Raw genomic sequence first — 13852 nt, forward strand, 5'->3', positions numbered from 1 at the left:
CACGGACGGCCGGGGCTCGCCCGCGGGCGGCCCGGGACGTCCGTGCGGCGCGGGGCCGGATACGCGTCCGTTCGGCGTGGGGCCGGGCGCCTGGGACGCGACGCCCGTGGATGCCTGGGGCGACGATGGGGCCGCGGATGCCTGGTCCCTGGACGCCGGGGCCCGGGCCGCGGCGCGGGTGGTGCCGTTCTGTGGTGGAGCGGCGGGGCTCCCGGCCTCGACGGGCGGCCGGTGCACGGCGCCGGGGGGCGGTACGGGCACGGCGTCGGCGGACGGCGGCGCGTCGGGATCGGCGCCGAGCAGCGACTGCGGAAGGACCAGCACCGCTTGCGTACCGCCGTAGATGTTGCTCTGGAGGCGGACGGCGATGCCGTGGCGGCGGGCGAGGGCCGAGACGACGAACAGGCCGATCCGGCCGTCCTGGAGCAGATGGGCGACGTTGACCTGGTCGGGGTCGGAGAGCAGGGCGTTCATCCGCTTCTGCTCGTGGTCCGGCATCCCGAGGCCACGGTCCTCCACCTCCAGGGCGAGCCCTGCGGTGACCTGCTGGACGCGCAGCAGCACCTGGGTGTGGGGGGCGGAGAACACCGTGGCGTTCTCGACCAGCTCGGCCAGCAGGTGGATGACGTCGGCGACGGCGTGGCCGCGCAGGGTGCCGTCCATCGGCGGGACCAACTTGACCCGGGGGTACTGCTCGACCTCGGCGATGGCCGAGCGGAGCACCTCGGTCATGGTGACGGGGTTGCTCCACTGGCGCCGGGAGACGGCTCCGCCGAGGACGGCGAGGTTCTCCGCGTGGCGGCGGATCCGGGTGGCGAGGTGGTCGACCTGGAAGAGGCCCTTGAGGAGGTCGGGGTCCTCGACCTCGTGCTCCAGCTCGTCGAGGATCTGGATCTCCCGGTGGACGAGGGATTGCAGCCGTCGCGCGAGGTTGACGAAGACCTCGACCTTCTGCTCGTTGCCGGCGCTGCTGAAGAGCTGGGAGGCCTGGACGACGGCGGCGACGGCGGCTTCCTGGGCCCGGGCCATCTCCTGTCCGAGCAGGTCGAAGGCGTCCGCCCCGGGCGTGGGGGGTGGCGAGGGCCGCCGCGCGGCGACGGGTTCCCCGCTGCGGAGCTGTTCCACCACGCGTTGCAGCTCGGCCTGGCCCTGGGCGCTGGCGCGCCGGAGCGCGAGGGCCCGGTCGAGCACCTGGCCCGCCACGCGGTTGGCGCCGAGGTAGGCGGCCGCGACGGCGGCGACCGCCAGGGCGCCCGATCCGCCGAGCGCCGCCCAGAGGCTGGGCGAGGAGCCGACGCCTCCGGCGCGGACGGTGAAGATGACGGCCGCGGCGCCGCTGAGCACCGCGGCGACGGCCGGGAGCAGCGCGGTCCGCAGCAGCTGGGGGCGGACGCGGGCGTCGGGGGAAGGCCCTGCGGCGCGCGGCCTGCTCGGGGCCGAGTGGCCGCGCGTGCCGGGGCGGCCGTGCCGCCCGCCCTCACGGCGGTCCGGTCGCGCGTCGGGTGCGCGAAGTTGAGACATCAGCGTCCTCGATACAGGGGGCACCGGGGATCGGCGGTCGTGCCGGCGTCCATGCGGTGGCCCCTACGGTGGTCGGTCAGGCGCGGGTCATCGGTCGGGCAGGCCCGAACGTCATGAGCCCACCGTTGATCACCGAGCACACACGGTAGTCGTCAATGACGTATGCGCGACGGGCAGTTGTCGAACTTGCCCGCCATCCGTCCCACTCTGGTATGAGACCTCGCACGCGCGCCCGAATGCGCAGCCTTGGCCCGAGGTTTACCCGCAGGTAGGGCACCCCCCGAAGGGACGGGAAGGCGGCCGGTTACCATATGAGCGCCGCCTAGCTCGAAAGATAAACTTGTGACTGTCAATGACGACTCGTTCACCAACTGGATGCACCGCGAGGAGATCGCGGAGTCGATGATCCCGATCATCGGGAAGCTGCACCGCGAGCAGGACGTGAACGTCCTGCTGCACAGCCGCTCCCTGGTGAACAAGTCGGTGGTCAGCATCCTCAAGACCCACCGCTTCGCCCGGCAGATCGCGGGCGAGGAGCTCTCGGTCACCGAGACGATGCCCTTCCTCAAGGCTCTGACGACGCTCGATCTCGGCCCGTCCCAGATCGACATAGGCATGCTGGCCGCCACCTACCGGGCCGACGAGCGCGGACTCTCCGTCGAGGAGTTCACCGCGGAGGCCGTCGCCGGGGCGACCGGCGAGAACAAGATCGAGCGCCGCGCCTCGCGTGACGTGGTGCTCTACGGCTTCGGCCGCATCGGCCGGCTCATCGCCCGCCTGCTGATCGAGAAGGCCGGCTCGGGCAACGGCCTGCGCCTGCGGGCCATCGTCGTCCGCAAGGGCTCGGGGCAGGACATCGTCAAGCGTGCCTCGCTGCTGCGGCGCGACTCGATCCACGGCCAGTTCCAGGGCACGATCACCGTCGACGAGGCGAACAACAAGATCGTCGCCAATGGCAACGAGATCCAGATGATCTACTCGGACGACCCGACGACGGTCGACTACACGGCGTACGGCATCAAGGACGCCATCCTGATCGACAACACCGGCCGGTGGCGGGACCGCGAGGGCCTCTCCAAGCACCTCCAGCCCGGCATCGCCAAGGTCGTGCTCACCGCGCCGGGCAAGGGCGACGTCCCGAACATCGTGCACGGCGTGAACCACGACACGGTCAAGCCGGACGAGCAGATCCTGTCCTGCGCCTCCTGCACGACCAACGCGATCGTCCCGCCGCTGAAGGCGATGGCGGACGAGTACGGCGTTCTGCGCGGGCACGTGGAGACCGTCCACTCGTACACCAACGACCAGAACCTGCTGGACAACTACCACGGTTCCGACCGTCGTGGCCGTTCGGCGGCGCTCAACATGGTCATCACCGAGACCGGGGCCGCGTCGGCCGTGGCCAAGGCGCTGCCCGAGCTGAAGGCGCCGATCACCGGCAGCTCGATCCGCGTCCCGGTGCCGGACGTCTCGATCGCCATCCTCAGCCTGCGGCTGGAGCGCGAGACCACCCGCGAGGAGGTCCTCGACTACCTCCGCAACGTGTCGCTGGCCTCGCCGCTCAAGCGCCAGATCGACTTCATCAGCGCACCCGACGCGGTCTCCAGCGACTTCATCGGCTCGCGCCACGCCTCGATCGTCGACGCGGGCGCGACCAAGGTCGACGGCGACAACGCGATCCTCTACCTCTGGTACGACAACGAGTTCGGCTACTCGTGCCAGGTCATCCGGGTCGTCCAGCACGTCTCCGGCGTGGAGTACCCGACCTACCCGGCCCCGGCGGTCTGACGCCCCCGGTACGCCTTTCCGTACGACGCCCGGTGCCCGGCAGGTCCGCCTGCCGGGCACCGGGCGTGAGTCCTTCCTGGGGAGGGCCTGGCGTCAGTCCCCGGTACGGGCGTCCGCCGGGGTCAGCCGTTCGGTCGGCCCGGCGAAGTCGAGGAAGAGCTCCCGCACGGCGAGGAGCCACCGTCCCTCGACCTTGCGGAAGGTGTCCTCGTAGCGCCCGACCTGCACGGGGAGGCGCGGCGGCAGCATGCCGCCGGTATGGCCGTCCACACGGAACGTCGTGAAGTACGTGCTCGCGGTCGCGGTCGAGGCGGACGTCAGGGTCACCAGGATGTTGGTGCACAGGCGGCGCGAGAGCCGGTCGGCCGGACGGCCGGCGAAGTAGGCGCGCAGGGCGTCCCGGCCCGCGATCCGCCGGTCCCCCTCGGCCCACCCCCACACCCCGTCCGGTGTGAACAGCTCGGCCACATCGCCGGGTTCGCCCAGATCGAGCCGACGGACGAACTCGACGATCAGCCGCTCGCAGGCACGCTCGGCGATCAGACGGCCCACGGGGTCCAGGAGATCCGGGCGGCCCGGGGGATCCCAGCGGTCCCCGTGGTCCCGGGGATCCAGTGCATCGGTGGTGTCCATCGCCCCTTCCTACCAACGCGCCCCGGGGCGGCACGACTTGTTTCCCGACCCCGCGGCGCGGCCGGGGATCAGACCTGGCCGAGGTCCGAGCTGACCCAGCGTTCGGGGCGCAGGGTGATGACGACCTGCTCGCCGTGATTCTCCCAGGCGAAGTCCACGTAACCGGCGACCTTCTCGGCCGGGAGGTAGCGTGCCGACACGTGCTCCAGGTCGGCGCGCGTCGCGGGGCGGGTGTCGACGACGGGCCCCTCGACCGAGACGTACCGGATGGTCGGCTCCAGCCGGTCGACGAGGAGCGTGAACCGGCCTGCGGCCGCGATCAGTTCGGCCTTGCGCGAGGTGCGGCCGGTGAGGATCCGGACGTCGCCGCCCGCTTCGTACTCGTACCAGATCGGCACGCTGAGCGGGGCCCGGTCACCGTTCCCCGACGCGACGGCCAGTGCGGCGACATGGGGTTCGGCGAGGAACTGTTCGCGCTCTTCACGGGTGAGTGCCACGGGAGGCTCCTTCTCGTACGCGGATGCGGGGCTGCCCCAGTGTGCCCGGCACCCCGGGCCAGGCCCCGGTCCCCGGCGTCGGCGTGTCCTAGGCGGCTCCCTGGGCGCGGGAGACCTCCTCGGTCCGCCGCACGACGGCCGCCCCACGCAGGGCGACGGCACACCAGAGGGCCACGAGCAGCAGTCCGGCGGCCGCGAGACCGGCGACTTCGAGAGGCTCCGGCCGCCAGCCGAGGGACAGCCGCGTACCGATCAGGACGATGCCGATGGCGGCCGTCTCCGGTTCGTAGACGGGCACCTTGGCGGCCACGAAGCGCAGGACTGCGGCCAGGGCCAGACCGATCGCGGTCCAGGCGAGCAGATAGGGCCAGAGCGCTCCCGGAGCGGCGGGCGGCAGGCCGAACTCCTCCGGTCCGATGCGGAAGAGCGCGCCCACCCATCCCAGCACCACACCGGCGGCGGTGACGGCTACGACCCACACCGCATGCCGCCAGAGGGGCCCGGGCCGCACCTCCGCGTCCTCGGAGTCGTCGGAGTCGACGGAGGCGTCAGGGTTCTCAGGAAGATCGTTCATGCTCGGTGAGACGCGTACGGGGCAGCGATCGTTGCGCTTTGGGCGGCAACTAGGCTCCCGGGCATGAGCAAGGACCATGACGACGAGCCGATATTCATCCGCTCGAACTGGGGAACAAGTCGCTATGTCTACAACCCGAGAAATCCGGTCGGGGCGGGCCTCATCATCGGATCCTTGCTGTTCGCCGCCATTTTCATGTACTCCCTGCACGCGAGTAGTTCCTGGAGCGAGGGCGAGTTGCGCGACGCCGTGAACGTGGCCGTCCGGGACCTGGAGGCATCGCCGCAAACGCTGGGCGCATGGACCGGCGATTACGACGGCATGATCCGCGACGCCCTGGAGAAGAGCGGCAAGGGCCCCTCTGCCGGCGGCCTGCACGTCGAAAACGCGGACGACCCCTACGACAAGGACGCGGATCCCGCCGTCGACCTGTTCGAGGTCACGGCGGAGGACGTCGACACCACGTTCTGCCTGAGCGTGTCGCCGCCGGAACCCGAGCCGCGAATGACGAGTGTCGAGGTCAGCCTCTCCATCGCCGTCGAGGAGGGCGGGTGCTGAGCCCGACCGGCGTCGGTCCGGAGCGGATCCGGGCTTGAAGTTGCCGCTGCGGCAGCTTCTACGGTCCTGACCAGGGCCGGAGAGACCGGCCCGGTGAGGCGCTCGTGAGGGAGTGCTCGTGAGGGGAGTGAAGGAATGGCGATGGACTGGCCGATCTCCGAGGTCGCCCGCATGTCGGGGGTGACCGCCCGGACACTGCGGCACTACGACGAGATCGGTCTGCTGCCGCCGGCCCGGATCGGCTCCAACGGCCACCGCTACTACGAGGAGCACCAGCTTCTGCTGCTGCAGCAGATCCTCGTGCTGCGGGAACTGGGTGTCGGGCTGCCGGAGATCGGCAGAGTCCTCGCCGACCAGATCGACACGGTGGAGGCCCTGCGGGGCCACCTCCGACGGCTGCTCGCCGAGCGGGACCGGCTGGATGCACTGGCCGGGACCGTCTCCCGCACGATCGCCGAGCTGGAACAGTCCAGAAAGGACGGCACGCCCATGACCGCCATCAACCGACCGGAGAACCTGTTCGAGGGCATCCAGCCCTCTCAGTACGAGGGCAACCTGCGCGACTTCCCGGCGCTCGCCGAGGAGGCGGGCCGCAGGGCTGCCGCCATGACCCCGGCCGAGATCGAGGCCGGACAGCGCGAGCGCACGGCGCTGATGATCCGGCTGGCCGAGCACATGGCCGAAGGCGCCCCGGCGGACGCGGAGCCCGTGCAGGCCGAGATCGACGCTCAGTACCGGGCGCTCACGTCCCTGCACGCCGTGTCCGCCGACGAGTACCGGGCGGCCGGGCGATCCTGCGTGGAGAACGAGGACTGGCGCGCCGCGTACGAGGCCATCGCCCCGGGGCTTGCGGAGTACCAGCGGGACGCGATCGAGGTTTACGCGGTGTCCAGGCTCGGCTGAGTCGCCCAGAGCCTGGGGGCCGCCGCCGGTCGCACCGGCGGCGGCCCCCAGGCCTCACGTCCTGCGCGCCCTCAGCGCTCCCCCGCGAGGTCGAGGTCGCCCCGAGCCGCCGGTGCGGGACCGCGGCCGGAGCCGGGCTGCTCCCCGGAGAGGCGCCACGGGCGGGCGAGCACGGGCGACAGGGCCCGCCACCAGGGCTCCACGGGGAGGATCCCGGCCGGCTCGAACGGCTCGCCCGGGCGGGGGAATGCCACCGGCTGGTCCGCCTCCTCACCGGCGTCCTTCGTCCACTCGCCCGGCTCCGCCCAGGCGTGCGGCGCCAGGTTGAACGTGCCCCAGTGGATGGGGAGCAGCACGCCGTGCGGGCGGCCGCCCTGGAGGTCCAGGTGGGCGCGCATGCCTTCGGCGGGGGTCATGTGGATGTCCGGCCAGTACTCCGAGTACGCGCCGATCTGGATCATGGTGGCGTCGAAGGGGCCGTGCTCGGCGCCGATGTCTCGGAAGCCGGGGAAATAGCCGGTGTCCCCGCTGTGGTAGATCCGGTGCTCCGGGCCCGCGACGACCCAGGACGCCCAGAGGGTGTGCTGCCCGTTGCGCAGCCCGCGACCGCAGAAGTGGCGTGCGGGGGTGGCGGTGAGGCTGATGCCGGCGACCGTCGCGGTCTCGTTCCAGTTGAGCTCGTGCATTCGGGCGGCGGGCACGCCCCAGCGCTCCAGATGGGCTCCGACACCGAGCGGCACGGCGAAGACCGTGTCGGTGCCGGCCAGGGCGCGGATCGTCGGCAGGTCGAGGTGGTCGTAGTGGTCGTGGGAGATCACGACGACGTCGACGGGTCCGAGCGCGGCCAGCGACAGCGGAGTGGGGTGCAGCCGTTTGGGTCCGGCGAACGGGAACGGGGAACAGCGCTCGCCCCAGACCGGGTCGAACAGGATGCGTCGGCCGTCGATCTCCGCCAGCACGCTGGAATGGCCCATCCAGGTCAGCCGGAGCCCGCTGACGGGCGGTACGGCCAGATCGGCGAGCGTGGTGGGGTGGACGGGCACGGAGCCGTTCGGCGTCCTCAGCGCCCGCTGCTCCTTCCGGAAATAGGTCTTGGCGAATTCGACGGTGGAACCGGAGGGCCTGATCCTGGCCCCCACCGGGTTCTGGAACGCACCGTCGACGAAATGGGGCGAGCGGCGGATGCGCTCCATCCGCGCTCCGGCCGGATCGGCCCCGAAGGACTCGGTGCGCATCGAGCGCAATTTCGTGCGGAGCGGAAGCAGGTAGTCAGCGCCGGTCACAACATCTCCTGAGGGAGTCGGTGTCGTTTCATTATGGTCGGCCTGTACGACAGGGCGACCAGAAGATGCTGAACGGGGCAGCCGATCCGGCCGACGGGGGTGTCAGCCACGCGGCTGCCCGTAGACGTGGTCGATGTGCAGGGTGAGCAGCACCCTGCGGTCCTCGACCATGGCCCGCCGGTAGTCGTCCCAGTCGGGGTGCTCGCCCCGCACGTCCCGGTAGAGCGTGATCAGGGCCTCCACGGTGGCGTCGTCGGGGGCCTCGGCGGGCGGGGTCAGCTCGGCGGTTCCGTCGGCGACGGTCCACGCCCAGCGGTCGTCGCTCGTGACGTGGTAGCTCGCCCGGGGGTCGCGCCGAAGGTTACGGGTCTTGGCCCGGCCCTCGGTGACCGAGACGCGGACCACCTGCTCCTCGGGGTAGAAGGCGTGATTGACGTTGGACAGCTGGGGGCGTCCGTCCTGCTTCAGGGTGACCAGAACACCGCCGTCCTGCTCACCGAGGAGGCGGAGCAGCGCTTCCCGGTCCGGTTCGATTCGCGTCATGCAGAATGCAACGTCCGGGCCGGCCGGAGGATTCCGGTCCCCCTCCCCGTCCTGTCACATCCGTGAGCCCCCGTTACGTCCTCCTGGTGAACGTCCGTTTCCCAGGTCGCCGCCGGTCACCGGCCATCGTCCGTGCCGCCGCTGACCTGGCCCATTCGTTAGGGTGTCCCGGTGGCAAGAGTCCGGTTGAACGTGGCGGAGCGCCGTGAGGAGCTGCTGCGCGCCGCGGTCGAGCAGATCGAGGTCCGCGGGGTCTCGTCCGTGCGGATCGCCGATGTGGCCTCGGTGCTGGGCGTGAGCAACGCGCTCGTCCTCTACCACTTCTCGACCAAGGAGAAGCTGGTCGCGGCGGCGTTCGCGTACGCGGCCGAGGCCGATCTCGCCCACCTCCGCAAGCTGCTGGCCCGCCGCACCACCGCCGTACGCCGGCTGCGGGCGGCGGTGCGGTGGTACGCGCCGACGGGAACGGCCAAGGGGTGGCGGCTGTGGATCGAGGGCTGGGCCGCCTCGCTGCGCGACCCCGCCCTGCGTGAGGTCGCGGGCGACCTCGACCAGCGGTGGAAGACGGAGCTGGCCCAGGTCATCGAGGAGGGCGCCGGCGCCGGAGAGTTCCGGTGCGACGATCCCCGGTCGGCGGCCTGGCGGCTGACCGCCCTGCTGGACGGGATGGCGGTGCAGACGACCTCGTACGCGGGTCCGCTCTCCCGGACCACGATGCTGCGGTGGACCGACGAGGCGCTCGCCCGTGAGCTGGGCATCGACCTCGCCGATCTGACCGGTGCGCCGGTCGCGGGCGCCCCGGCCGACGGGTAACCGCCCGGCCCCTTCCTCTGCCCCTTCATCGCGCCCGACCCCCGGCCGAGGCTGACCGGCCTCCGGGTCAGGTCTGGCGCACCGGTGCGTAGGCCGCCCCCTCCAGCCCGAACGTCCAGGCCACCCCGTCCTTCGCGGTTCGCGTGGTGGGCGGGACGCGCAGCCAGTAGGTGCGGTAGGTGCCGTCCGGCTCGGGGGTGGAGTTGACCACCTCGACCATCGCCACGTCCTCGTCGCCGTCGAGGGCGATGCGCCAGAGGATGCCCGTCTCGTCGCGGTGGACGGGCTCGGCGCCCGACTCGGTGAGATACCGGTCGTAGCCGTAGTACTCCAGCATCACCCGGCGCAGCTCCGCGTTCTCCTCGGCGCGGATCCGCTCGGGGGTGAGGGAGGACAGCTCGTCGAGGAACGCGGCGGGCACGGGCATGCCGCGCCAGGCGTGCAGGGCGAACCCGTCCCCGTACGCGAGTGCCGGCCCCTCCCCGTGGTCGAGCCGGCCCGCCTCGTCGCGGTGGAGGACGTCGGGCCGCTCGGTGATGACCACGGCGTTCTCGTAGGGCCACCACCAGCCGGCGTTGCGGGCCACCTCGGCGAGGCCCGCGAGCCGGTCGCCGTGCCCGTCGAAGGCGGCGAGCCATGCGGCGTCGTGCTGGCCGAGCACCGCGTCCAGGAGCACCAGCCGGACGGCCCCCTCGTCCTGGGGCCGGGGCGCCAGGTCGGCGACGACCCCGGTCCGTATCCGCTCGGCGAGTGCGGCCGTGGTCTCCCACAGCTGGGCTCCGGTGGCGGACCAGAGCGCCGACCAGCCCGCCGGGCCCAGCTCGTCGTACATCCGGCGGCGCTCGTCCGCCCAGGGGCGGGTGCGGACCTCCTCGCGCACCGACCGTCCGGCGTCGGTCAGCTTCTCCACCGCCTCGACGGCGGCCCGGGGCGATGCGGCCCAGATGATCCGGTCCGGCTCGGCCAGCCCGGCGGTGCGGTAGGCGCGCCGCACCCCGGCCTCGGCCGCCGCCCGGTCCGCCCGGCCGGTCGCCGCCGCCACGCTCCGCCAGGAATTCACGTTCTGCATCGGTTGTCCCCGTCCCCTGCTGTGCTCGATCTGTTCTGGAAGGCTGTGCTCGCTCAGTGCGCTCCGGCTGTCCGTGCGTGCTCCGGCACGGCGGAACGGTCAGTCCGCCACGATGCGGACCGCGCCCGGGGCGTACTCCCGCTGGCGCACGACGCGGAACCAGCCCTTGGGCAGCGGGATCACCGCGTGCTCCTCGTGCACCACCCGGCCGCCCTCGGGGAGATGAAGCAGCATCGGGCCGAACTGTCCCGCTTCCCGGATCAGCCGGCCGGGGCCCTGCACGGCGTGCGCGTGTCCGGTGACCTCCCCCAGCGCGAGCACCAGCCGCCCCCGCCCGTCGCGCAGTTCGCCCGGAGCCTCCAGGAAGGGGGCGGGCACCGCCGACTCGTCCAGCTCCATGATCAGTACATCGCCCTGCCGGTACACAGACGTCTCCCCTCGTCGCGGCACCCGCTGTGCCGACCCTGCGAAAAACGCTACGGGCAGGGTCTGACAACGGCCCGCTTCGACGGCCGTGGACGGGCCCCGGTCGCGGTGATGTCAGTGCGGCTTGATAGACCTTGCGGTCAACAGCCGTCCCCAGGATCAGGAGCTCAGGGCCATGTACGGTGCGCAGCATCTGCACGAGTTCGGCGGCCTTCCGGCCGTCGACTTCCAGCACACGACCGACGGCGGCTCCCGGCCCGCCGCGGATGCCGCGGCCTGGCGCGTCTCCGTCGATCCGTACGGCGGCGACGAAGACCGGGACCGGCCCTGGGAGGAGGAGTTCGCCGACTTCCTGGACACCGTCGATCCGGCCGGGGTCCGGGCCCTGATCATCGGTCAGTGGGGCGAGGCGTACGAGGAGAAGTCGTCGGTCCCGATCAGCCTGGTGATCGCCGCCGCCGACCGGCTGACCTCGCTGGAGGCGGTGTTCGTCGGTGATCTGGAGGCGGAGGAGGCCGAGATCACCTGGATCGAGCAGTCGGACGTGACGGCACTGCTGGCCGCCTTCCCCGCGCTGACGGAGCTCGGGGTGCGCGGCGGTACGGATCTGGTGTTCCCGCCGACGAAGCACGAGCGGCTGCGGTCGCTGACGATCCAGGCGGGCGGGCTGCCGGTCGAGGTGGTGCGCGGGGTGCTGGACAGCGAACTGCCCGCGCTGGAGCGGCTGGACCTCTGGCTCGGGGTCTCCGCCTACGAGGGCAACACCGACGTCGCCGACCTCGCTCCGCTGCTCTCCGGGACCCGTTTCCCCCGGCTGCACCACCTGGGCGTGCGCAACAGCGAGATCCAGAACGAGATCGCCGGTGCCATCGCCTCGGCTCCGGTCGTCGCCCGGCTGCGGGTGCTCGACCTGTCGAACGGGACCCTGGGCGACGAGGGGGCGGCCGCCCTGCTGGAAGGCCAGCCGCTGACCCACCTGGAAGTCCTCGATCTCCACCACCACTTCCTCAGCGACGCCATGGAGGAGCGGGTCCGCTCCGCCCTGGAGCCGCACGGAGTCCGGGTCGACCTCTCGGAGAAGTGCGAACCATGGGGCGACCGGGGCGTCGAGGGCCGCTACACCGCGGTGTCGGAGTAAACGCCATGACGTATCTCGGGATTGAGCATCTGGAGCGCTTTCACGGACTGCCGGTCCACACCCCGGAGCCGTCGTCCGGCGCCCTGCCCGCCGCCGACTCGGTGGCCTGGCGGCTGGTGTGCGACTACGGCGAGAACGCGGGCTTCGCCGCTCTGTGGGAGCAGTTCCTGGAGTCGGTGGACACGACCCGGGTCCGAGCCCTCGTCATCGGCTCCTGGTGGAACGACGAGTACACGCCGTTCGAGCCGGTGGTGGAGCTGATCGTCGCCCACGCCGACCGATTCCCGGCCCTGCGTGCGCTCTTCCTCGCCGATGTGGTGGGCGAGGAGTGTGAGGTGTCCTGGCTGAAGATGTGCGACATCACTCCGGTGCTCGAAGCGCTGCCGTCGCTGGAGGAGTTCGGTGTGCGCGGCTGCGGCCAGGAGGGACTCGCGCTGCGGCCGCTGCGCCATGCGGCGCTGAAGTCGCTGCGCTTCGAGTCCGGTGGTCTGCCCGGCGCGCTGGTGCGGGCGGTCGTCGCGAGCGAACTGCCCGCGCTGGAGCGGCTGAACCTGTGGTTCGGCAGTACGTGGTACGGGGGCGACGCCACGGTCGAGGACATTCGGCCGCTCCTGTCGGGCGGTGTGTTCCCCCGGCTGCGCCACCTGGGGTTGCAGAACAGCGAGATCCAGGACGAGATCGCCGCCGCCGTGGGATCCGCTCCCGTCGTCGCCCAGCTGGAGACCCTGGCGCTGTCGATGGGCACGCTGAGCGACACCGGCGGTGAGGCGCTGCTCAACGGTCAGCCCCTGAACCATCTGTCCACGCTCGACCTGCGCCACCACTACCTCACCGAGCCGGTGCTGGACCGCATCAGGACCGCCTGCGCACCCGCCGCCGTCGAGGCCGGCGAGGCCGAGGACGACTACGCCGATCCGGACGACGAGGACGACGAACCGGAACGCTATGTCGCGGTCAGCGAGTAGCGCCGGGGGCGGCCCGGAGCCGCGCTTCGCGGTCGTCGGCAACCCGGACAACCGGCGGGTCGCCTTCTTCGAGGAGGCCGTCCGGTCCGCCGGTCTGCCCGCAACCCGGGTCGTGCCCTGGCTCCAGGTGCTGCGCGGCGAGGCGGCGTTCGCTCCCGGCGAGAGCGTGCGGATCGATTCGCCCGGTGAGGACGCCGAGGTGGATCGGCTGCTCCGCGGGGTCGACGACCCGACCCGGGTGGAGGGCTCGGCCCGGTGGTATGCCCACTTCACCTCGGCGGTGGAGGCGGTGGCGGGTGCGGTGTCCGCAGCGGGTGCCGAGGTGCTGGGCTCCCCCGCTGATATCGCCGTGCTCTTCGACAAGCGGCTGTGCCACGGGCTGCTCGGCCGGGCGGGGGTCCCCGTGCCCGCTTCGCCGACCTCCGGGCCGGCGGGGGCCCCGGTTCGCGGCTGGTCCGACGTACGGGAGTTGCTGCGTGAGCACCGGATGCCCCGGGCGTTCGTGAAGCTCGCGCACGGCTCCTCCGCCTCCGGGGTGCTGGCGGTGGAGACGGCGGGTCCCGGCAGGGTCCGGGCGAGCACCTCGGTGGAACGGGACGCGTCGGGGCGGCTGTTCAATTCGCTGCGCGTCAGGCGCTACACCTCGGAGCGGGAGGTCGGCGCGGTCGTGGACGCGCTGGCCCCGGACGGGCTGCACATCGAGCGCTGGCTCCCGAAGGCGTCCCAGCGGGGCCGGGCCGCGGACCTGCGGATCGTGGTGGTCGGCGGCCGGGCGACGCACGCCGTGGTGCGGACGAGCACGAGCCCCATGACCAATCTGCATCTCGGCGGCGCGCGCGGTGACCTCGACGAGGTCCGGGCCGCCGTGGCGGCGGCGGGCGGCTGCTGGCGTGAGGCGCTGGCGATGTGCGAGCGGGCGGCGGCCTGCTTCCCCGGGACGCCCTGTGTGGGCGTCGACCTTCTGCCCACGGCCGGCTGGCGGCGCTTCGCCGTCGGCGAGGTCAACGCCTTCGGCGATCTGTTGCCCGGACTGACCGGTCTGCCGGGCAGCGGTGCCGAGGGCCTGGACACCTATGCGGCGCAGGTCGCCGCCGTACTGGACCGAGCAAGGAACCACCGTGCCGTCACCGCTTCCTGACCC

15 protein-coding genes are annotated in these 13852 nt (G+C 72.0%); 7 read left to right on the forward strand and 8 right to left on the reverse strand.

Annotated elements, in window-relative coordinates:
* On the reverse strand, positions 1–1521 hold a 1521-nt coding region (locus D3105_RS01735), incomplete at its 3' end, for a sensor histidine kinase (RefSeq protein WP_240646768.1).
* A gap of 342 nt (positions 1522–1863) precedes the next feature.
* On the opposite strand from D3105_RS01735, the gene D3105_RS01740 reads away from it, so the two are divergent.
* Entirely contained in the window at positions 1864–3309 is a 1446-nt protein-coding gene (locus D3105_RS01740; RefSeq protein WP_118899272.1) for a glyceraldehyde-3-phosphate dehydrogenase, read from the forward strand.
* A gap of 93 nt (positions 3310–3402) precedes the next feature.
* Here the strand turns inward: D3105_RS01740 and D3105_RS01745 are convergent, their stop codons facing one another.
* From D3105_RS01745 to D3105_RS01755, 3 genes are all read right to left on the reverse strand, one after another.
* Positions 3403–3942, reverse strand: a complete 540-nt coding sequence (locus tag D3105_RS01745) for a nuclear transport factor 2 family protein (protein WP_118899274.1) — start codon at positions 3940–3942, stop codon at positions 3403–3405.
* A gap of 68 nt (positions 3943–4010) precedes the next feature.
* Entirely contained in the window at positions 4011–4439 is a 429-nt protein-coding gene (locus D3105_RS01750) for a pyridoxamine 5'-phosphate oxidase family protein (protein ID WP_006128959.1), read from the reverse strand.
* 88 nt (positions 4440–4527) lie between these two features.
* Complete coding sequence (locus D3105_RS01755; protein ID WP_118899276.1) at positions 4528–5013, reverse strand: hypothetical protein; 486 nt, start codon at positions 5011–5013, stop codon at positions 4528–4530.
* 63 nt (positions 5014–5076) lie between these two features.
* On the opposite strand from D3105_RS01755, the gene D3105_RS01760 reads away from it, so the two are divergent.
* Together D3105_RS01760 and D3105_RS01765 are read left to right on the forward strand one after the other, a co-directional pair.
* Positions 5077–5571 carry a hypothetical protein gene (locus D3105_RS01760; RefSeq protein ID WP_006128958.1) on the forward strand — a complete coding sequence of 165 codons (495 nt, stop codon included), beginning with the start codon at positions 5077–5079 and terminating at the stop codon, positions 5569–5571.
* Between the two features lie 141 nt (positions 5572–5712).
* Positions 5713–6474 carry a MerR family transcriptional regulator gene (locus tag D3105_RS01765; protein WP_118899278.1) on the forward strand — a complete coding sequence of 254 codons (762 nt, stop codon included), beginning with the start codon at positions 5713–5715 and terminating at the stop codon, positions 6472–6474.
* Positions 6475–6545: 71 nt separating this feature from the next.
* Here the strand turns inward: D3105_RS01765 and D3105_RS01770 are convergent, their stop codons facing one another.
* Together D3105_RS01770 and D3105_RS01775 are read right to left on the reverse strand one after the other, a co-directional pair.
* Positions 6546–7757 carry an MBL fold metallo-hydrolase gene (locus tag D3105_RS01770; RefSeq protein ID WP_118899281.1) on the reverse strand — a complete coding sequence of 404 codons (1212 nt, stop codon included), beginning with the start codon at positions 7755–7757 and terminating at the stop codon, positions 6546–6548.
* A 102-nt stretch (positions 7758–7859) separates the two neighbouring features.
* Positions 7860–8300, reverse strand: coding sequence for a PPOX class F420-dependent oxidoreductase (locus tag D3105_RS01775; protein ID WP_118899283.1), 441 nt, complete (start codon positions 8298–8300; stop codon positions 7860–7862).
* Between the two features lie 171 nt (positions 8301–8471).
* Here D3105_RS01775 and D3105_RS01780 point away from each other — a divergent pair, with 171 nt between their 5' ends.
* A complete protein-coding gene (locus tag D3105_RS01780; RefSeq protein ID WP_118899285.1) occupies positions 8472–9113 on the forward strand; it encodes a TetR/AcrR family transcriptional regulator in 642 nt (213 codons plus the stop codon).
* A 67-nt stretch (positions 9114–9180) separates the two neighbouring features.
* On the opposite strand, the gene D3105_RS01785 is transcribed toward D3105_RS01780, so the two are convergent.
* Both D3105_RS01785 and D3105_RS01790 read right to left on the reverse strand, forming a co-directional pair.
* Positions 9181–10182 (reverse strand): DUF6745 domain-containing protein, encoded by a 1002-nt coding sequence (locus D3105_RS01785; RefSeq protein WP_118899288.1) that lies wholly within the window; start codon positions 10180–10182, stop codon positions 9181–9183.
* A 99-nt stretch (positions 10183–10281) separates the two neighbouring features.
* A complete protein-coding gene (locus D3105_RS01790) occupies positions 10282–10608 on the reverse strand; it encodes a hypothetical protein (protein WP_010057996.1) in 327 nt (108 codons plus the stop codon).
* Between the two features lie 175 nt (positions 10609–10783).
* Here D3105_RS01790 and D3105_RS01795 point away from each other — a divergent pair, with 175 nt between their 5' ends.
* The 3 genes from D3105_RS01795 to D3105_RS01805 are packed head-to-tail and all read left to right on the forward strand — an operon-like array spanning position 10784 to position 13849.
* A complete protein-coding gene (locus D3105_RS01795; RefSeq protein WP_118899290.1) occupies positions 10784–11746 on the forward strand; it encodes an STM4015 family protein in 963 nt (320 codons plus the stop codon).
* Between the two features lie 5 nt (positions 11747–11751).
* A complete protein-coding gene (locus D3105_RS01800) occupies positions 11752–12711 on the forward strand; it encodes an STM4015 family protein (RefSeq protein WP_118899292.1) in 960 nt (319 codons plus the stop codon).
* Positions 12692–13849, forward strand: coding sequence for an STM4014 family protein (locus D3105_RS01805; protein WP_118899294.1), 1158 nt, complete (start codon positions 12692–12694; stop codon positions 13847–13849). The genes D3105_RS01800 and D3105_RS01805 overlap by 20 nt, the downstream gene beginning before the upstream one ends.
* Positions 13850–13852 lie beyond the last annotated feature (3 nt).

The sequence above is a fragment of the Streptomyces globisporus genome, from assembly GCF_003501885.1.
Lineage (GTDB): Bacteria > Actinomycetota > Actinomycetes > Streptomycetales > Streptomycetaceae > Streptomyces > Streptomyces globisporus_D.